The organism is Streptomyces sp. NPDC048436, from assembly GCF_043200355.1.
Classification (GTDB): domain Bacteria; phylum Actinomycetota; class Actinomycetes; order Streptomycetales; family Streptomycetaceae; genus Streptomyces.
On sequence record NZ_JBICXP010000008.1, the window covers coordinates 258,929 to 277,149 of the forward strand.

Below are 18,221 nucleotides of genomic sequence, written 5' to 3' on the forward strand. Positions count from 1 at the left end.
TGCTGAGTGCTGGAGACTGGCCTGGGGAGACGCTGTGCGGATCACGTTAAAACCTGACGTTGACGTCAGAGGCAAGTCGTGTGGCAGGGTGCAGCAGGAGGCACATCATGCGAATCGGCGAACTCGCCACCAGGACCGGCGTCAGCGTGCGGGCGCTGAGGTACTACGAAGAGCAGAACTTGCTCAGCTCGGAACGCAGCTCCAGCGGCCAGCGCCACTTTCCGGACAGCGCAGTCGACCGCGTTCAGCTCATCCAGCAGCTGTACGCCGCCGGCCTGTCGAGCAAATCGATCGTCGACCTCTTGCCGTGCGTCGTCGACGGCAACGCCACACCCGCGCTGATCGAGCGGCTTTCCGCGGAGCGGGACCGCATCGACCGCCAGATCGCCGAACTCGTGAGCACGCGGGACAGGCTCGACTCCGTCGTCACCGGCGCCGCCACCAACCTCCACACCGGCCGCTCCTGCCGGACAGCGACCACCACCTGACACTGCGGCGGGCGTGCGTCGCCCAGAGCACGCAGACCAGGCTGGAGTCAGCCGAGCGGGACACTCCCCCGACAGCCGAGGCCAACGGCCACATCAGTGAGCCGAGACGCGTGGACGGTGCGGGGAGGCCGGCGGGCGGGGCCGAAGTTTGACCTTGACACGGTGGCAAGGCCTTAGCTGCCTGCCGAGGAGGTGGTCTCGATGACGGTCACGGGACAAGACACAGACGCGATACAAGCACTCCAGGGGTTGGAGGACAGCCGTGCGTCCACGCGACTGCGGGCCGCTCTGGCGGTCGGCACGACGCCTGACCCGCGCTTCGTCGCCAAGCTCATCGAGCGGTGCGCGGTCGAGCCCGAGTTCTTCGTCCGCGACATGCTGACCTGGGCGCTCACCCGCCACCCGGTGTCCATGACACTTCCCGCGCTGCTCCGCGAAACCCGATCGGAGCGTGCGCAGGCACGGAGCCAGGCGCTGCACACGCTGTCCAAGATCGGGGACCGGCAAGCGTGGCCGGCGGTCACAAGGGAGCTGTTGTCCGACGCCGACGAGGAGGTGGCGCGGAGCGCCTGGCGGGCCTCTGTCCTGCTCGTACCGGAAGGCGAGGAGTCGGCGTTGGCCGCGGTGTTGGCGACGCAGTTCGGGCGCGGTGGGCGGGAGACTCAACTGAGTCTCAGCCGGGCGCTGGTAGAGCTAGGGGAAGTGATCGTGCCGGCTCTGCTTGCTGCGACAACAGCTCCTGACCCGCGTATGCGGGCTCATGCGCTCGCCACGCAACGGCTGCTGCGCGACCCGGACGTCGGATTCGAGTCCGCGATCGAGGAGGCGAAGCGCGTCGTGGCCCTCGGCGGGTCAGGCCAGGAGGGACGATAGAACGTGTTGATCGGTGAGGTGGCGCGACGGTCCGGGGTCAGTGCCCGCATGCTCCGGCACTACGAGTCGCTCGGTCTGGTGCGTCCTTCGGGACGTACCGGCTCCGGCTACCGGGAGTACTCCGGTCAGGACATCCAGCGGATCTTCCATATCGAGAGCCTGCGGTCGCTGGGTCTTTCGCTGCGTGAGATCGGACGCGCGCTCGACGAGCCCGGCTTCACGCCCTCGGCGCTCGTCGAGGACCTCATCCGTCAAACGCGCGAACGCATCGCGGCGGAGACCGAGTTGCTTACGCGGCTGCGCCGGATCGATGCCGCGGACCCCGCCGGGTGGGAGGACGTCCTCCAAGTTGTCGCGCTCCTCCAGGCGCTGGGGTCGAAGAGTGCCGACGCGCGCCAGCGCGCGGCCCTTTCCTCGGCCGACGAGGTTCCGGTGCCGGTGGAGGCCCTGGTCGAGGCGGCGCTGAGCGAGACGGAGCCGAACGTCGCCGGGGCCCTTCGATGGGCGCTGGCGCGATCGGGCGACCGCGGCACGGCACTGCTGGCGGAGGGCCTCGGCTCACCGGTGGCCGCCGTACGGGAACGGGCCGTGCGGTCCCTTGCCGAAATGCCGGAGGGTGAGGCTGACGCGCGACTGCGGGATGCCCTCGCGAGCTCCGACGTCGTGGTTCGGGGGCATGCGGCTTTGGCGCTCGGGACACGTGGAGTGGCCGATGCGGTCCCGACGCTCGTCGACATGATCGTGGAGGGAAGGAACGACACCGATGCGGCCGATGCGCTGAGCGTGCTGGCGAGCGACACCGCGACGGCGGATCAGATCACGACCAGGCTCGTCGGCCGCCTCGCCGACGAGGCCACGGAAGCGCCGGCACGCGGACGCCTGACCCAGGCGCTTGCTGACATCCCGGGGACCAGGGCGACGCGGGCCCTCGTGGAGCTGTCGCATGACGTGGACCGTGCCGTTGCGCTGACTGCGGCGTATCTTCTTCGGCTGCGCGACGAGAGGTGAGGCCTGGGGGCGCGCCGCGGAGGAAGGCAACCCGCAGGCGGTGAGGGGGACTTGAGCCTGCCTGAGGGGGGCGGCCGTACGCGATGCCGCACAGCCGCACCGTCAGGCGGCGTGGCAGAGCTCCGAAGGGTCAGCCGGAGCCGAGGCACGGCCCACGGTCGCGTGCAGGGGGCGGGCGGAGCGGGCAGCGGGCGTGGCCTGGGAGCGGCTCCGCGCGAAGACGACGAGGCGCAGCACAGCGAACCGCGCGACGCCGGTAAGTGCGGAAGCGGACAGATAGACGGCCTGCTCGAGCATCGCGCCGGGCGACGCCACCAGCTGCTGCAGGACCAGCATCGCCACACAGGTCACTGTGTACGCGATGGCCGCGGACCCAGCCGACTGCGCATGCTGCCGCCAGGTGGCACGCCCGCCTGCCCCGAAGGTGAAGCGGGCGTGCAACTCGGTGGCCAGGAACGTGGAGATCACCGTGATCAAGGCGTTGGCCAGGACCCAGGGAACCCGGGAAGCAACGACCGCCACGGCGACGCTGGAAGCCAGCCCGACCCCGCCGCCACAGAGCACGAAGCGAGCAAAAGCGGAGAAGGCGCCGGGGACTGCCGCCTCCTGTTGACCCTGCACTGACTCCATGTCCCGCCCCCTCCTGCCGGCCCACCCCGCGAAAGCGCGCACCCCCCGGCCTGCGAAGCCGAAGGGGACGCCCCACCAATGACGCCATTATGGCACAGCCATGGCGCCATCCGTGGTGCCATTACCGCCATCAGTGACGCCACGGCTAGGCAGGAGCCGTGAAAGTGCAGGTCAATGCCCCAGGCCCGGCCTAACATCCGTGAGGCCAGGGCGTGGCGTAGGCCCTCTCAGTCGGCGTGGAGGACCCGGAAGCGGTCCGGTTCCGCCGGGTCCCGGTCCACGACTTGGGTCGGCGCCCAGGCCCATTGCCACACGCTGATGCCAGGCGTACGAGAGAACTGGATCTGCCCGCGGGTGCCTTCGACCGCGACGTGCGGCCAGGCCTCGGCGACGCGCGCCCGATCCGAGCCGTGAGAACGCAGGATGTCGGCGAGGACCCGGACGGTGTCGTAGCCCTCGAACGCGACGAAGGACGGTGCTTCGGCCAGCCGCTCGCGCAGGGCCGTCTCGACTCGTACGCCTAGTGGGCTGAGGCGTTCGGGCAGATAGCGCAGGAACGGAATCGCGACACTGTCCTCGCCCAGCAACGCCGACCACTCGGCGAACTCCGGCTGCCCGGCCGGGGCACCGATCAGGATGTCGGCAAGACGCGGGTCGTGGCGGACCGACTTGACGATCGACACTGCCGGCTCCGGGAAGCCGACCAGGAGAAGGAGGGCGGTCACGCGGTTGTCCACGAGTTCGTCGCACACGGCCGTCGGGTCGAGTCCACGGGCATCGAGTTCGATCACCGCGCCGCCGCGTGGAGAGAGATGGTCCCGAAGGATGCGCGTTCCTGACGCCCAGTAGACACTCGGCTCGGTTGCCACGGCGATTCGGCTGTGGCCCGCGGCGAGGAGGAAGTCCGCGTAGATCCGCCAGCCGTGCGACTGCGCCGGGGCAAGACGCGCGACCCATTGCGTGGGCTCATCAGTGAGGGCGTCGAGAACCCCTGACGAGCAGAGGAACGGCAGGCCGAGGGCGTCGGCCCTGGCGGCAGCGGCGCGAGCGACGACGCTGTGGTACTCCCCGGCCACGGCGGCCACGCCCAGGCGGGCCAATTCGTCTACGGCCGCAGTGGCCTTCTGCGGATCAGCGGCGGTGTCTTGGACCACCAGCTCCAGTGGCCTTCCGCCTATCCCGCCGGCGCCATTGACTTCACCGACCGCCAGCTCGAGCCCCGCGAGCAAGTGCCGGCCCGCCTCGACCCAGCCGGGCCGGGCCAGCGGAACGAGAGCACCGATCCGGACGGCTGCTGCGTCAGAGCGTTCCCCTCCGCGTGGCGATGGTGGCGTACTCATGGGGTGGCGTCTCCCTGCGTTGACGGTTCGTCTGCCGTAAGCCCAAGATCCAGTGTTGTAGCCCGGCGGCCCGTCGTCGCATGTGTTTTTGAACGCGGAGCGATCGGGGTCTCGCGGGGGCAGCGAGCTTCTCTGGCGTGACTGCGGCGGGAAGACGGGGCGGGGAGACGGGGCCTACCGACCGGGTGGCGTGTCGTAGCGTATCCGCATGTCCACGCCGCCTCAGTCCGGGGGATTCGGTCCCCTCCCGCCCGTTCATGGGCACCAGCCCCCGCCCACGCAATCGCCGTACGCACAGCCAGGATTTCCTCCTCAAGGCCAACACCCCTACGGCCAACACCCCTACGGCCAACACCCCTACGGGCAACAGCCCTATCCGGTACACCCCCAGCCCGCCCCTTGGGGCGCACCGCCCATGCCCCCGCCGCCCGCTGGGCGCAGCACCGCCAAGGTGCTCGGCATTGCGGCGGGTGTTGTCGGTGCGCTCGTGGTGGTGGTCGCCGGGGTTGTCGTGTTCTCCAACGGTGCGGCCGGCGGGTTCCCGGAGGCGAAGTACCGCATGACAGTGCCGCCCGAACTGGTCGACGGGACGTACAAACTGACCCAGGACCTCTCCGACTCCGCCGGCCGGGAGATTGTCGAGGAGAACCGGAGCAGGGCCAACGTCCGTGACCCGAAAGCCGTCGTGGGTCAGTACGCGGGCCAGGGCGAGCAGGAGGGCAGCGCCTTGGTGGTCTCCGGCATGTACGGGCGGTTCAGGAATCCCGCCACGGCACGCGAGCACATGATGGACGGCGCCGCCGACGCGCAGGGCGCCGGGGTAGCCGTACCCGCACGCGACATCACGCTCCCGGACACGGACATCACCGTCAGATGCCAGGTCCTCACCACGGAGAACGGTGCCGGCGGCGTGCGGAGCAACGTACCGATGTGCGCCTGGGGCGACGACAATACCGGCGCGTCCGTGGGCGTGGTGACCGACGAGAACGCGACACAGGAACCTGAGGCGGTCGACCTTGACGCCGTCGCACGGACGACCCTGAAGGTCCGCGAGGAGATGCGCGAGCCCATCGCCTGACCCACCGACCTCCTCTCGCTTCCGGAGTGTCGCCCTGCGGCCGCGTCAGATGGCGCGGCGGTTGCCGTCGGCGTCGCAGGGCAGCTCGGCGGCCGTGTGGTGAGCGAGGAAGTCGCGGTTGGCCTGGCGTTCGGCTTCGGTGATCGCGGTGGGCCGGACGTCGATGATGCCGCCGAAAGGCCGGTCGACGTCACGGATGATGCAGAGCGTGGAGGTGAGCAGCGCGGTGATCACGGTGAGGGTGATCAGCTGGCCGCGGTTGTTCTTGCGGGGGATGCAGATGCCGAGGGCCACCACGGTGATGACGAGGGTGGCGAGCAGGAACCAGAGGATGGCGCTGGGGATGCTGGCGGTCGCCTGGGTGAGGCGTTCCTCGCGTTCGTCGGAGCGTTTGTTGTCGGCGGCGACCAGCATGCCGAAGACCGGCTTGCCCTCCAGCGTGCGGAAGGTGTGCCGGAAGTCCGTGGACCACACGCTGGGCGCCGATGATCCGCTGCCGTCGGCCATGGCGGGCCATTCCTGGGTACGTACGGAGCGTGCGTAGCAGGCGGCGCCGGCCTGGATCTGTGCCCGCTGGGGCGCGGGTGCGTACTCGGCGCTCTCCACGAGCTGGTCCAGCGCGCGGGCCTCGCCGCGGGATGCGACCTCGGCCTTGCCGTAGGAGCCGTTGGCGGTGACCAGGACGAAGGCGAGCAGCAGCACGGTCAGGGTGAGCAGGGGCCCGACCAGGTCCTTGACGGCCATGCCTGTGTCGTCGTCCTCGCTGAGCAGCCGGGGCCGAAGGTAACGGTTGGCCGCGAGCCCTGTCAGCAGGGCGAGAACGGCGACAACGATGACGAGGACCACGGGGGTGTACCTCCGAAGGCGGGCGGGGGCATCCGGTGCGGACGCGCCGCGATCTTGTCCCGGCCGTCGTCGTCGAGAGCAGCGGAAACATGCGCTCCCCTCCGCACGGGGGACAAGCGTTGCGCCAGTGAGCGGCAGTCGCTGCGCCGCGGTGGGCGTCAGCGGCCGCTTGGCGGGCCCGGGTAGCGGGGTTGCGGCCTGCCCCAACGCGAGGCGCTCGACGAGGAGCTCTTCAATGACCCGCCGCTGGCCAACTACTGTGTCATCACCCGTACCGGCCAACCGACTTGAAGAGCGACCCCAGTGCCGCCAATGTGCTGCCCGCCCGCCGGCCCGTCGCCGTCAGCACGGCCGCCTGTCACCACTCCCCCAGCGTCTCCGAGGAACGCGCCGGTACCTGCCTCCCTGCCTGGACGACCGAGCGCCGCTCTGCCCGCCGCCTTTCGCGCCCCAGCGCGCATTCCCCTTCTCCGAGGAGCCCCCCGCATGGACCAGTCGCAGATCCTTGTCCTGAACGCCACCGGCAACGACCGGCACGCCGAAGATGCCGAGCTGCGCTCGCGCGGGCCGGCCGCCCGCGTCGACGTCCTGGGCGTCGAGGCGTGGGCGGTGACCGACCCGGCACTGCTCAAGCAGCTCCTCACCGACCCGCGGGTCTCCAAAGACCCGCGGCAGCACTGGCCGAAGTTCCCCGATGAGATCGTCGGCAGCTGGCCGCTCGCGCTGTGGGTGGCCGTCGACAACATGTTCACCGCCTTTGGAGGAGATCACCGGCGCCTGCGGCGTCTGGTCAGCCCGGCCTTCACCGCGCGCCGCATCGCGGCCCTGCAGCCGCGCATCGAGCAGATAACCCACACGCTGCTCGACGAGCTCGCCGCCACCCCCGCCGGCGAGGCCGCCGACCTGCGCGAGCAGTTCGCCTACCCGCTGCCGATCCGGGTCATCAGCGACCTCATGGGGCTTCCCGACCACTCCCAGCCGGGCTTTCGCCGTACCGTCGACGGCGTCTTCGACACCACACTCAGCCCGGACGAGGCCGCCGCCAACACCATGGCGCTGTACGCGATCCTGGCCGATCTGGTCGCCGCCAAGCGCGCTGACCCCGGAGAGGACATGACCTCCGTACTCATCGCCGCCCGCGACGAGGACGAGGGCGGTGACGGCTCCGCCCTGAGCGAGCAGGAACTCCTCGACACCCTTCTCCTCGTGATCAGCGCGGGCTACGAGACCACCGTCAACCTGCTCGACCAGGCCATCGCCGCGCTCCTCACCCATCCCGGACAACTCGCCCTGGTCCGCGCGGAGAAGAGCACCTGGACGGACGTCGTCGAAGAGACGCTGCGCTACGAAGCGCCCGTCGCACACCTGCCGATGCGGTACGCGGTCCAGGACATCCCGCTGGCACAGGGGCTGATGATCCGTCAGGGCGAGGCGATCCTCGCCTCCTACGCGGCCGCCGGCCGTCACCCCGACCTCCACGGCCCGAGCGCCGGTTCCTTCGACGTGACCCGCGCCACGAAGAACCATCTCGCCTTCGGGCACGGCGTCCACGTCTGCCTCGGCGCCGCCCTGGCCCGGATGGAGGCCGAGACCGCCCTGCGAGGGCTGTTCACCCGCTTCCCCGACCTCGCCCTTGCTGTTCCCCCGTCCCAGCTGCGCCCCACGCCGTCGTTCATCTCCAACGGGCACCGGGAACTGCCGGTCGTCCTCCGTCCCGCCCCCGACGACGAGCCTGCGGGTGCCGCGAACTGAACGCGGCACACACCGAGTTCCGGGCACAAGGAACGTCGCCACACCGGAGCGCCTGGCGTCTCGCGCCCGCGCTCGCGGTCTGACGTCCTCACGGAGCCCGCTCCTTGGTGTCCGCACGCGGCCCGGAAGAGCTCTGAGACAGCAGCGCCCCGGCACGGCCCCGCCATCGGGATCCGGGGCGCTGCTGTTCGGCTCTCAGGCTTCAGGCTTCAGGCCTCAGGCCTCGCCGTAGGGCACCCGACGTCAGGTGTCGGCTACGGAGTCACCACATTGCCGCCGAAGGTCACGACCAGGCGGCCATCAGCCGCATAGGACCACTTCAGGGCGCCGGCGTACGAGGGGCAGCGGGATCCGTTCGTACCGGACCAGAACTGGTTCGAGCCGTCGGCGTCACCGACGGTCTTGTCGTTCGAACCGCTGCCACTGCGGCACGACGTGTTGTTCCGGAACACCGATGTCCCGGCGTCCCACGAGTAGTTGCGCTGGGCGTTGTCGATGCTGATGTTGTCGGACACCGTCATCGTTCCGGGGTTGCTGTTGTAGGTGAAGCCGTGCTTGCCGTTGTCGTACGCGATGCTGCGCCGGACGATGTGGTTGACCTTGATGTCCTCACCGCCGAGCTTGTAGCCGTTGCGGTCGCCGTTCCCGGCCTGGGATCCGTCGCTGAGGGTGCCGTTCTCGAGAGCCAGGGAGTCCTCGACGGTCACCGGGCCGATGGGGCCCGTGTCGGTCTTGGTGTAGAGGTCCCAGCCGTCGTCGATGTTGTTGTGGGACACGGCGTAGCGGAAGACGTTTCCGGCCCCGACGGTGAGCTTCGCGGCGAACCCGTCGGCGTCCTCACCGTCGGAGTCGGCGTTGTCGTGGGACTCCGCGCTCAGGACGAGGTTGTTGGACGGCCACTGGTCCTTGGGGGTGGTGGAGGCCGTCCGCGAAAGCTGCAGCCCCGTGTCCCGGTTGAAGCGGGTCACCGTGCGTTCGAATACGTTGTTGCTGCCCCCCACGAAGATCCCGTTGTCACCGGCACGCTCGACGACGATCCCCTTGATGTGCCAGTACGACGCGTTCACGGCGAGCCCGCGGTTCGCCGGGTCCTCGCTCATGGCCGAGAAGTTCAGCACCGGAGTCTCCCCCGGATAGGCGAGCAGTTTCTTGCGGGCGCTCGAAGTGCCGTCGTTACCCGCCGGGATGGTGATCGTCTGGGAGAAGCCGTAGCTCCCGCCGCGCATGTAGATCGTCCCGTTGGCGGGGACGCGGGCGATCGCCGAGGTGAGCGTCGTCGGGTCCGCCTGGGTTCCGGTCCCGCTGTCCTTGCCGTTCGGCGCCACGTACAGGGCGGAGCTCGCCGGAGGCGCGTCGCCCACCTCGACGTCGAGGTAGTCGATGTTGGGCAGTCCGCCCGTACTGGTGGGGCTGAGCCGGATGATGTTGCTGCCTGACTTCACTGGCACCGTTAAGGTCTTCGTCGCCCACGTTCCCCACGTGCCGGTGCCTTCGAACGATGTCGACGTGGCGGGCGAGCCGTTCACGGTGACGTCCGCGGAGCGTGCGGCGGCGCCTCCGTTCGCGAAGCGGACCTTCAGGGTCGCCGTGCCCGAGGCGGCGGCGTTCACGGTGAACTGCGCGTAGGCGCCGAGCGCGTTGTCGCCGTTGCAGAATCCGCTGCCCGAGTAACCCGCCCAGTCGGAGTCGACGCTGCCGGTGCAGACCGCCGGGGACTGCTCAGCCTCGTATCGAGTGGACGCGGCGTGCGCCGTGTTGCCGGACAGCGCGACGAGCGTGCCGGCCAGCAGGCCGGCGGACGCGATAACGGGTCTCAGCTGCATCATGTGCCTCCAGGTTGGTTGGTTCGACCCCCTTTCCTGTCGCGTGTCCGGGTGCGACCATGCGGAGGGTTCGACTACATGAACGTGCCTAGGAGCGTGGCATCGCATTCGTGCAGGAGAAAGCGCTTTCCTCGGAAGTTAGAGGGCGGCCATGAGCACGTCAATAGGTGCGTATGTGTTCTCCATTCATCTACATGAACCCCCGCGCGACGGTGCCGAGGAATCGCGACAGGTGCTCGTCCAGCACGGTCTCGGCCCACACCGGCCGCAGCGACAACGCGCCACGCGCCCGCCCACCCGGGCCGCCCCCTCGCCCCGCTGGACGCCGAACACGGCGCCAGGCGAGGGCGGGTGATCGTGTGTCAAACGCCGTTGTCAGTGCCTCCGCATAGAGTGAAAACGTCACTCGGAGAGCCCCTCGGAGAAGGAGCACAAACGTGTCCGCCAACAGGATCCAGCACAAGGTGAATCACGTCGCGCTGGTAGTGGACTGTTCAGGTTCCATGCATCAGCACCAGAGCCAACTCATCCGCGTCGTGGACGAGTTCGTCGCAGGATTGAAGGCCGAGTCGGACAGCCTCGGCCATGAGACCCGAATCAGCCTCTACTCCTTCGACCACAGGGTGGAAAATCTGGTGTGGGACATGGACGTGAAGCATCTGCCGTCCATGCGTGGCCTGTATCGGGTCAACAATGGCGCTACGGCCCTTATAGAGGCTTCTCTCAAGTCCCTGGACGACCTGGGCCACATCTGGGAGGAATACGGCGAGCACAGCTTCCTCCAGATCGTGGTGACGGACGGCGAGGAGAACGCCTCCGGCGGCGACAGGCGGCACGACGGCGACATGACCATCCTCGGCCCCTGGCTCGACAAGATCGCGGCGAAGATGGGCGGCCTTCCGGGCCACTGGACTTCCGCGATCCTCGTTCCGAACTCCCTGGCCAAGCGCACCGCCCAGAACTACGGCTTCCCGGCCGGAAACATAGCCATCTGGGACGCGGACTCCCAGGAGGGTGTCGAGGAAGCCATCGGCACCGTGCGCGCCGCCGCCACCAGCTTCCTCCGGGGCCGCGAGCAGGGTGTGCGCGGCACGAAGAATCTGTTCGCCGTCGGCCAGGACATATCGGTCGCCGAGGTGCGGGCGAATCTCGAACCCATTCCGGCCGACAAGTACCGGCTCCTGAAGGTCGACAAGGAGGTCGAGATTCGCCCCTTCGTCGATTCACATCCGGGTGTGGCGTATGAACGTGGCGCGTGCTACTACCAGTTGGGGGCCAGGGCTCAGGTCCAGCCGAACAAGGAAGTCATCGTCGTCGAAAAGGACACCGACCGCGCCTATACGGGTGACGCGGCGCGCAGTCTCCTGTTCGGTACGGGAATTCAGGGGACCGTCTCCGTAAAGGCGGGTAATAACCCCAAGTTGGAGGTCTACGTACAGAGTCGTTCGGTGAACAGGAAGCTCAAGCCGAAGACACGTCTGCTCATCATGCTCTGAAATCAAAAAAGAGAAGAGCCGACAGTCCAGAGCCAGTCGCGAATCGCCGGCCGACCGGCCACGGGCTTCACGACGTTTCGGCAACCGGCGGGCGCCGTGCCGGACGCGACCGCTAGCTTCCATCCCCGGCGAGTTCAGCGTTCGCCCTGGCGGTGACATGGGCGAGCGCGCGGGCGGCCATCTCGCGCTCGGCCACCGGCAGCCCGCCGTAGAGCCGCTCGGTCAGTCCGGCCACGGCATCCGTGAACCCTCGCTGGACCCTGGCGCCCTTGTCGGTGAGGGACATATGGGCGGCGTCGAGCAGCCCGGCATCGGCGAGTTAATCGAGCAGGATGTGCGCCTGCGCTCCGTCGATCTTGAGCGTCGCGGCCATGCGGTCGACGGCACCGACACGGTCGAGTCCGTCGGCGACCGCCTTGAGCGCCACGGACTGATGGAAGGTCATGTCCGAGGCAGCGAGAAGCCGGTCCCTGACGGCGGCGATCGCGTGGTACGTGATGCCGATCGCCTGACGGCCAACCGACATGACGCACTTGGCGACGTGATGCCCCATCGGGCCTCGTACGCCGTTCCCTCACGTGGACACACACCGGCTTGCGCCCCTGGATCCGCTCCGGCCCCGCCCCACGGGCAGCAGCTCCAGTGGTCGCCCGGCTTCAGGCGCTTGCGTGGTGCCGATCGTCGACGTCCGCGTACGTGGCACGGTCGGCTTCGTCCCGGACGAGCAGGGAGAGAAGCGAGGCCACAGCCAGCCCGGACTCCGCCGGGTGGCGCAAAACCTTGCTGGGGTCGATCCGGTACGTGTTGCCGCGCCCCTCCCGCGTATGGGAGAGGTAACCATCCTGCTCAAGGTCGGCGATGATCTTCTGAACGGCGCGCTCGGTCAGCCGGCAGCGAGCGGCGATGTCGCGGATGCGGGCATTGCGATCGTCGGCGATGGCCGCCAACACCCGTGCGTGGTTGGTGAGAAACGTCCACCCGCTGTGGGGCTCGGGCACTTCATCCATGTCCCAACTCTAGCGAGCAGGTGTACGTGCTTTCAAAAACACGTACACGCTTTCACGTATTGGTTGACGTACTTGCACTGTGAGGGGCAGCCTGGGATCGGCGCTAGCAATACGAGAGGGAGAGGTCATGCCGGAGCCTGCAGACTCAGAGCAGCCCCTCGCAAGGGAGGGCGCCCAGCACGCAGCGGCCGCTCACCCGCCGCTCCCCCGGCTGCCGCTACTGGCCACAGTCGACACCGTGCGGGACGGCGCCCGCGTCGGCGTGATCGTGCGCGGAGAGCTCGATCTGGACGCCGACCAACGGCTCCGGCCCGAACTGCTCGACGCCTTGAGCTGCTCGACCGACGGCATCGACCTGTATCTGAGCGAGGTGACCTTCTGCGACTGCTCAGGGATCAACCTCCTGCTCGACCTGCGCCGGCTGGCGCTGCGGCACGGCAAGACCGTGACGGTGCTCTCCAGCAGCCCCGCGGTCGAGCGGATGTTTGCCCTGACTGCCATCCATGACCTGTTCGAGCCGTTCGAACTTCCTGACCTCGATCTGGCGAACAAGGCGCGTGCCGCGGCCCGTCACCACTGAGTACGTCTCAGACGCCGGGCCCCGCTTCGCCGCTCACTCGATCACTCGATGCCTTGCAGGAACGGGACGAGCGCGTCGACGAACGGCTCGTTCCGGTCACCGACCACCATGTGCCCCGCGTCGACCACATCGACGTACCGCGCGTTGGGGACCTGTTCGCAGAACTCCTTGGCCACGTCCTCGCGTACGACGTCACTGAGCCCGCCGCGGACGAGCAGGATCGGCACGTCGGACTGGTGGGCGGCGGCCAGGAGACGCTCCGCCATCCCGGGCGGGTCCGTCCGGCCCTCGAAGCTGTCCAGTAGCCGGGGGTCCCAGTGCCAGACCCAGCGATCGCCACGGCGTCGCAGGTTGTTCCGCAGCCTCTCGGGGTCGTACGGCCGCGTGCGATGCGGCAGGTGGGCGGAGACCGCCGCGGCCGCCTCCTCCACGCCGGCGAATCCGTCCGGCCTGCCGCGCATGAACTCGACGATCCGGCGCACCCCGCGGGGATCCGGTCGATGGGCGATGTCGACGAGCACCAGGGTGCGAATCGCCGCCCTGGGTGTCTCTCCGGCGGCGAGCAGCGAACTCAGACCGCCGAGCGAGGCCCCGACGAGCAGCGGCCGGCCGCCGAGTTCGGCGACGAGTGCCCGGACGTCATCGGCGAACAGATCGAGGTCGTAGTCACCATTGGCCGACCAATCGCTGGCGCCGTGCCCGCGCAGGTCCGGAGCGATGACCCGCCATCCAAGGGCGGCCAGCCGAGGGCCGGTCCGGTCCCACGCGTGTCGTGTCTGGCCGCCGCCGTGCAGCAGGACAAGAGGGGGCGCGGACGCTTCGCCCCACACATCCGCCGCTAGCCGGATCCCGCCACGGCCCACGAAGCTTCGGGGCCGTGACAGCGCGTCGGCCGTCATACCGTGCCCCGGGTCCGCAGCGGCGCCAGGAGTTGGTCGCGGTGGGGATCCGCGGCGGCCGCCGCGAGTGCGACGTCCAGTGCGAACAGGGCGCGCGCGAGGAACCGTTCGTCGTCGATCAGACCGGCGACCCACTGGTGCAGCGCGCCCACGCACGAGGTGCCGACGACGACGGCCAACGCGTCCGTATTGATGTCGGTACGCAGGATGCCCTGCGTCTGCGCCTCGGCCATCGCCTGGCGGAGTTGGGTGAGCGGGCTACGGGCGAGTACGAGGCCGCTCTCCTCCCACTCACGCACCATGCGACGCGATACGACCGGGTCGCTCGCGAACAGGCCTACGGTCGAGCGGACAACCTCCCGTGGGTCGCCGGTCCCCAGCGGCACCAGGAGGCGCTCGAGCTCGTCCATGAAGCCGTCGGCGAGCGCCTCCCAGATCTTCCCGCGGGGCCCGATCAGGTTGTACACAGTGGCCGGGGAGACCTCCGCTCGCTCGGCGATCCGCTCGGCGGTGATCACTGACTCCGGGCTCTCCCGCAGGAGTTCGCGCGTCGCGTCGAGAATCCGGATCCGCCGCCGGGCCTTGTGCTGCTCTCGAAGACCTCCTTCGACCGTCTGCATCGCACCCACCCTTTCGCACATACCTAGAGAGTGCTCTAAATTTATAGGTGTCTCTAGGTTCCGGCAAGGCTTGCGGTGGCGCAGACCGATGACTTCCCGCCGTACCGCGAGTCTTTCCTGGCAGACACTGGAGCGAGCAAAGGAACAGCCGTGAACGATGACGTCTGGCCGCTGGTCCATGCGGAGCGCGCCGCGCTGATCGAGGACCTCACACACCTCGATGACAAGCAGTGGGTCCACCCCTCGCTCTGCGAAGGGTGGACCGTGCACGACGTGGTCGCCCATCTGGTCGACACGGCTCTCACGACGCGCCTGAGCTTCGTGGGCAGCCTGGTACGGGCACGTTTCGACTTCCACCGGCAGAACGCACGCGGCGTGGAACGCGAGCGCCGCGCCTCACCGCAGGAAACACTGGAGCGACTCCGCCGGGTCGCCTCGCGTACGTCGGCTCCTCCGGCGCCCCTCGACACCCGGCTCGTGGAGGAGGTCGTCCACGGCGAGGACATCCGTCGGCCCTTGGGGATCAGCCACTCCTACCTGCCAGAGGCCGTTGTCAGATCGCTCCGCCTACAGGCTCGTACGTCAGCGTCCTTCGGCGGAGCCAAGGAGCGCGTGGCCGGCGTTCAACTGGCCCCAATCGACGCCGACTTGCTGATCGGCGCCGGTCCACAGGTGCGCGGAACCACGCTTTCCCTGCTGCTTGCCGCCTCCGGGCGACGGCAAGCGCTGCAGGACCTGGAGGGGCCGGGGGCCACCAAGCTGAAGGTGGCGGGCTGAACCGGCTGCCCGCATACGACGGCGGGTCAGCGCTGGATGTCCGCGCCGGGGCCGAGGGGCAGGCCGAGGCCGTAGAAGAGGCCGAGTACCGCGAGCCAGGCGATCAGGAACGGGACCACGAACACCGAAAGCCGGGACAGGACCGTGCCGAGCTGCGCCCCGGGCTCGTAGCGGCGCAGGATCGTCAGCATCAGGAAGACGTACGGATTGAGCGGCGTGATCATTTGCGTCGCGGAGTCACCGATCCGGAATGCCGCCTGGGTGACGGCCGGTTCCATGCCGATCAGCATGAACGCCGGGACGAAGACCGGCGCGACCAGGGACCACAGGGCCGAGCCGGAGGTGACGAACAGGTTCAGGACGCAGACCAGGAGGACGAACAGGACCAGTCCCGTGAAGCCGGTCAGTCCTGCGGATTCGAGGAGGTTCGCGCCCTTCACCGCGAGCAGCGTGCCGACGTTGGACCAGTCGAAGACGCCGATGACCTGCGAGATCACCAGGATCAGCACGATGTAGCCGGACATGCCGGTGATCGACTCGGCCATCATGCGCGGAACGTCATCGGCGCGCTTGAGCGTGCCGACGGTGCGGCCGTAGACGACACCGGCGAGGACGAACGCGACGAACAGGAGCGGCACTATGCCGTTGAGCACCGGCGACGGGACGAGTGCGCCGCCCTCGCCGCGCAACGGGGAACCCGGCAGCAGCCAGCAGGTGACGACGACGGCCGCGTAGAGGAGGACGGCAAGGCCCGAGCGCAGCAGGCCCTTGCGCTGCCTGGCGGTGACGGTGACTGTGACGGAGGGGCGTGCGTCGTCAGCGTCGTACGCAGACGACGCACCCGCGCCCACCTCGCCCTCCTGATCGGCTCCGGCCTCGTCGTCGGCATTCGGATCCGGCTGGGGCAGCCGCGGTTCGAGGACCCGGGCGATCAGGAAGCCGCCGATCAGGGCGAGCACGCAGCTGGCCGCGGCCGTGAAGAAATAGTTGATGAGGATGTGCGTGGGGGCGCTCTCGCCACCCGGCACGACCGCGGCGGCCTGCTGGGTGATGCCGGTGTAGAGCGCGTCGAGCGCACCGATCGAGAAGCCCGCCGCATAGCCGGCGCAGACACAGGCGAAGCCGCCCATGAGGCCCGCGATCGGATTGCGGCCCGCGTTCTTGAAGGCGAGTGCGGCCAACGGCGGGATCACCAGGATCGCCACGTCACTCATCAAGTGCGCCTGACACGCCACGAAAGCGACCAGGTACGGCAACAGCCGCTTGGGGGCCCGCGCGATGGAGGCGCGGACGGCCGTCTCCAGCAGGCCCGTCTTCTCGGCCACGCCGACCGCGGCCATCATCAGCAGGACCGTGCCGAGCGAGGGGAAGCCGGTGAAGTTCGGGATGAAGTTCTCGAGCAGCCAGCGCACGCCCTCGCCGCTGAACAGGCCCTTGACCGCGAGCGTCTTGTCCTCGCCCGGCACGGTGACGGTGGTGCCGGTGGCGGCGAGGACCGTCGAGACCGTGCCGACGATCAGGAACAGGCCGACGAAGAGCAGCACCGGGTGCGGCAGCTTGTTGCCCGCGCGCTCGATGCCGTTCAGGACCTTGTCGAGCACGGACCGCTTCGGTGTCCCACCCTTCGGAGGCCCGCCCTTCGGCGTCTTCGCGGAGGTGGCCGAGGTGCTCATCCGGTGGCCCCTTCCGATGGCGCGCCGCTCGCCGCGGGGGCGGCTTGCGCGAGTCCGAGCATGTCCTTGCGTACGGCGCCGCGCTGGGCGACGAGCACGATGCGGGCCGGGTCGGACAGCACCGAGATGTCCGCGAGCGGGTCACCGTCGCACAGCACCAGGTCGCCGTACTTGCCGGTCTCGAGCGTGCCGATCCGCGCGGAGAGACCGAGGAGTTCGGCGGCGCTGCGGGTGCCCGCCTCGATGGCGCGCGCCGGGGTCATGCCGAGCGACACGAGGTGCGAGAGCTCACGCAGGTTGCGGCCGTGCGGCACCATCGCCGCGTCGGTACCCATCGCGATGCGTACGCCGTCGGAGATGGCCGCTGCGATGTTCTCCCGGGTGATGCCGGACCAGCGGACCTTCTTCTCGTAATGGAAGGGTTCCATGGTCGAGCGGTCGATGCCGTCGAACACCGTCGACAGGGTCGGGACCACGAACGTGCCGTGCTCACCTGCCAGTTCGCGCGCCTGCGCGGTGAGGCCGTAGCCGTGCTCGACGCTGCTCACACCGCCGCGGATCGCGTTGACGATGCCCGCGGTGCCCTGCGCGTGGGCCGCCACGGGGCGGCCGCCGTGCCGGGTCACCTCGTCGACGACCGTGCGGATCTCCTCGACGGTCAGGCCCTCGTCGTCGGGCTGGTCGTAGGGGCTGCTCATGCCGCCCGTCGCGCAGACCTTGATCACGTCGGCGCCGGAGCGGAGCAGGCGGCGCACCGCGACGCGTACCTCGTCCGGCGTGTCCGCGATCTCGCCCATCCCCGAACTGGGGTCGAAGCCGCACTCCGAACGGAAGTCGGCGTGGCCGCCGGTGTGGCTGAGGATGCGGACCGCCGTGTGCACCCGGGGTCCCGTGATGAGCCCCGCGGCGACCGCGTCCCGGTAGCCGGCCGGGAGACCGCCCAGGTCGCGGGCGGTGGTGATGCCCGCGTCCAGGGTGATGCGCAGCCGCTCGGCGGTGCGGAACGTCTCCACGGTCTGGTCGGACTCGTGCCGCCGGACCATCTGCCGGGCCGATTCGACGGCGAGGTGGACATGGGTGTCGATGAACCCGGGCAGGACCGTACGGCCGGCCGCGTCGACGGTCCGGGCCCTGGCGGGCGCTTTCGGTGCGGTGGCGGACGGTCCGGCGTGGACGATCGTGCCGTCCTCGTCGATGTCGATGACGGCGTCCGCGACGGGGGCCGCGCCGGTGCCGTCGACAAGGCGGGCCCGGGTGATGCGCAAGGAGGAGAACTGTGCGTGGCTCATGGCCGATGATCCTCGGCATCAGGGATCACGGCTGTGTAAAAT

General features: G+C 69.2%; 19 protein-coding genes. 8 read left to right on the forward strand and 11 right to left on the reverse strand.

The window, feature by feature from the left end; all coding sequences use genetic code 11:
- Nucleotides 1-107 precede the first annotated feature (107 nt).
- The 3 genes from ACGFX9_RS27185 (at nucleotide 108) to ACGFX9_RS27195 (ending at nucleotide 2,369) form a co-directional block, all read left to right on the forward strand.
- A complete protein-coding gene (locus ACGFX9_RS27185; RefSeq protein WP_393477200.1) occupies nucleotides 108-488 on the forward strand; it encodes a MerR family transcriptional regulator in 381 nt (126 codons plus the stop codon).
- A 201-nt stretch (nucleotides 489-689) separates the two neighbouring features.
- On the forward strand, nucleotides 690-1,361 hold the full coding sequence (locus ACGFX9_RS27190; protein WP_393477203.1) for a HEAT repeat domain-containing protein: 672 nt from the start codon (nucleotides 690-692) through the stop codon (nucleotides 1,359-1,361).
- A 3-nt stretch (nucleotides 1,362-1,364) separates the two neighbouring features.
- Entirely contained in the window at nucleotides 1,365-2,369 is a 1,005-nt protein-coding gene (locus ACGFX9_RS27195) for a MerR family transcriptional regulator (RefSeq protein ID WP_393477206.1), read from the forward strand.
- A 102-nt stretch (nucleotides 2,370-2,471) separates the two neighbouring features.
- Here the strand turns inward: ACGFX9_RS27195 and ACGFX9_RS27200 are convergent, their stop codons facing one another.
- Both ACGFX9_RS27200 and ACGFX9_RS27205 read right to left on the reverse strand, forming a co-directional pair.
- Nucleotides 2,472-2,999 (reverse strand): hypothetical protein, encoded by a 528-nt coding sequence (locus ACGFX9_RS27200; RefSeq protein WP_393477209.1) that lies wholly within the window; start codon nucleotides 2,997-2,999, stop codon nucleotides 2,472-2,474.
- A gap of 227 nt (nucleotides 3,000-3,226) precedes the next feature.
- On the reverse strand, nucleotides 3,227-4,339 hold the full coding sequence (locus tag ACGFX9_RS27205; protein ID WP_393477211.1) for an ABC transporter substrate-binding protein: 1,113 nt from the start codon (nucleotides 4,337-4,339) through the stop codon (nucleotides 3,227-3,229).
- A gap of 415 nt (nucleotides 4,340-4,754) precedes the next feature.
- Here ACGFX9_RS27205 and ACGFX9_RS27210 point away from each other — a divergent pair, with 415 nt between their 5' ends.
- Nucleotides 4,755-5,417: a hypothetical protein gene (locus tag ACGFX9_RS27210; protein WP_393477214.1), complete on the forward strand. Its 663-nt coding sequence runs from the start codon at nucleotides 4,755-4,757 to the stop codon at nucleotides 5,415-5,417.
- Nucleotides 5,418-5,462: 45 nt separating this feature from the next.
- On the opposite strand, the gene ACGFX9_RS27215 is transcribed toward ACGFX9_RS27210, so the two are convergent.
- Nucleotides 5,463-6,263, reverse strand: coding sequence for a hypothetical protein (locus ACGFX9_RS27215; RefSeq protein ID WP_393477216.1), 801 nt, complete (start codon nucleotides 6,261-6,263; stop codon nucleotides 5,463-5,465).
- Between the two features lie 486 nt (nucleotides 6,264-6,749).
- Here ACGFX9_RS27215 and ACGFX9_RS27220 point away from each other — a divergent pair, with 486 nt between their 5' ends.
- On the forward strand, nucleotides 6,750-8,015 hold the full coding sequence (locus ACGFX9_RS27220; RefSeq protein WP_393477218.1) for a cytochrome P450: 1,266 nt from the start codon (nucleotides 6,750-6,752) through the stop codon (nucleotides 8,013-8,015).
- Nucleotides 8,016-8,269: 254 nt separating this feature from the next.
- On the opposite strand, the gene ACGFX9_RS27225 is transcribed toward ACGFX9_RS27220, so the two are convergent.
- Nucleotides 8,270-9,838, reverse strand: coding sequence for a carbohydrate-binding protein (locus ACGFX9_RS27225; protein WP_393477572.1), 1,569 nt, complete (start codon nucleotides 9,836-9,838; stop codon nucleotides 8,270-8,272).
- Nucleotides 9,839-10,275: 437 nt separating this feature from the next.
- Between ACGFX9_RS27225 and ACGFX9_RS27230 the strand changes: the two genes are divergently transcribed.
- Entirely contained in the window at nucleotides 10,276-11,334 is a 1,059-nt protein-coding gene (locus ACGFX9_RS27230; RefSeq protein ID WP_393477221.1) for a VWA domain-containing protein, read from the forward strand.
- Nucleotides 11,335-11,446: 112 nt separating this feature from the next.
- On the opposite strand, the gene ACGFX9_RS27235 is transcribed toward ACGFX9_RS27230, so the two are convergent.
- The 3 genes from ACGFX9_RS27235 to ACGFX9_RS27245 all read right to left on the reverse strand — a co-directional run bounded on the left by ACGFX9_RS27235 (nucleotide 11,447) and on the right by ACGFX9_RS27245 (nucleotide 12,341).
- On the reverse strand, nucleotides 11,447-11,620 hold the full coding sequence (locus ACGFX9_RS27235) for a hypothetical protein (protein WP_393477223.1): 174 nt from the start codon (nucleotides 11,618-11,620) through the stop codon (nucleotides 11,447-11,449).
- 33 nt (nucleotides 11,621-11,653) lie between these two features.
- The gene (locus tag ACGFX9_RS27240; protein ID WP_393477226.1) at nucleotides 11,654-11,887 is read right to left on the reverse strand and encodes a hypothetical protein; all 234 of its coding nucleotides are present in this window, start codon (nucleotides 11,885-11,887) and stop codon (nucleotides 11,654-11,656) included.
- A 103-nt stretch (nucleotides 11,888-11,990) separates the two neighbouring features.
- Nucleotides 11,991-12,341 (reverse strand): helix-turn-helix transcriptional regulator, encoded by a 351-nt coding sequence (locus ACGFX9_RS27245; protein WP_393477230.1) that lies wholly within the window; start codon nucleotides 12,339-12,341, stop codon nucleotides 11,991-11,993.
- 127 nt (nucleotides 12,342-12,468) lie between these two features.
- On the opposite strand from ACGFX9_RS27245, the gene ACGFX9_RS27250 reads away from it, so the two are divergent.
- Nucleotides 12,469-12,921, forward strand: a complete 453-nt coding sequence (locus tag ACGFX9_RS27250) for an STAS domain-containing protein (protein WP_393477234.1) — start codon at nucleotides 12,469-12,471, stop codon at nucleotides 12,919-12,921.
- 41 nt (nucleotides 12,922-12,962) lie between these two features.
- Here ACGFX9_RS27250 and ACGFX9_RS27255 read toward each other — a convergent pair whose 3' ends face one another.
- A complete protein-coding gene (locus ACGFX9_RS27255; RefSeq protein WP_393477237.1) occupies nucleotides 12,963-13,820 on the reverse strand; it encodes an alpha/beta fold hydrolase in 858 nt (285 codons plus the stop codon).
- Complete coding sequence (locus ACGFX9_RS27260) at nucleotides 13,817-14,440, reverse strand: TetR/AcrR family transcriptional regulator (protein WP_393477242.1); 624 nt, start codon at nucleotides 14,438-14,440, stop codon at nucleotides 13,817-13,819. Before ACGFX9_RS27260 ends, ACGFX9_RS27255 begins: the two co-directional genes overlap by 4 nt.
- A 150-nt stretch (nucleotides 14,441-14,590) precedes the next feature.
- Here ACGFX9_RS27260 and ACGFX9_RS27265 point away from each other — a divergent pair, with 150 nt between their 5' ends.
- Entirely contained in the window at nucleotides 14,591-15,217 is a 627-nt protein-coding gene (locus tag ACGFX9_RS27265) for a maleylpyruvate isomerase family mycothiol-dependent enzyme (protein ID WP_393477246.1), read from the forward strand.
- Nucleotides 15,218-15,243: 26 nt separating this feature from the next.
- On the opposite strand, the gene ACGFX9_RS27270 is transcribed toward ACGFX9_RS27265, so the two are convergent.
- On the reverse strand, nucleotides 15,244-16,890 hold the full coding sequence (locus tag ACGFX9_RS27270; RefSeq protein ID WP_393477250.1) for an AbgT family transporter: 1,647 nt from the start codon (nucleotides 16,888-16,890) through the stop codon (nucleotides 15,244-15,246).
- On the reverse strand, nucleotides 16,887-18,179 hold the full coding sequence (locus tag ACGFX9_RS27275; protein WP_393477254.1) for an amidohydrolase family protein: 1,293 nt from the start codon (nucleotides 18,177-18,179) through the stop codon (nucleotides 16,887-16,889). The genes ACGFX9_RS27270 and ACGFX9_RS27275 overlap by 4 nt, the downstream gene beginning before the upstream one ends.
- Nucleotides 18,180-18,221 lie beyond the last annotated feature (42 nt).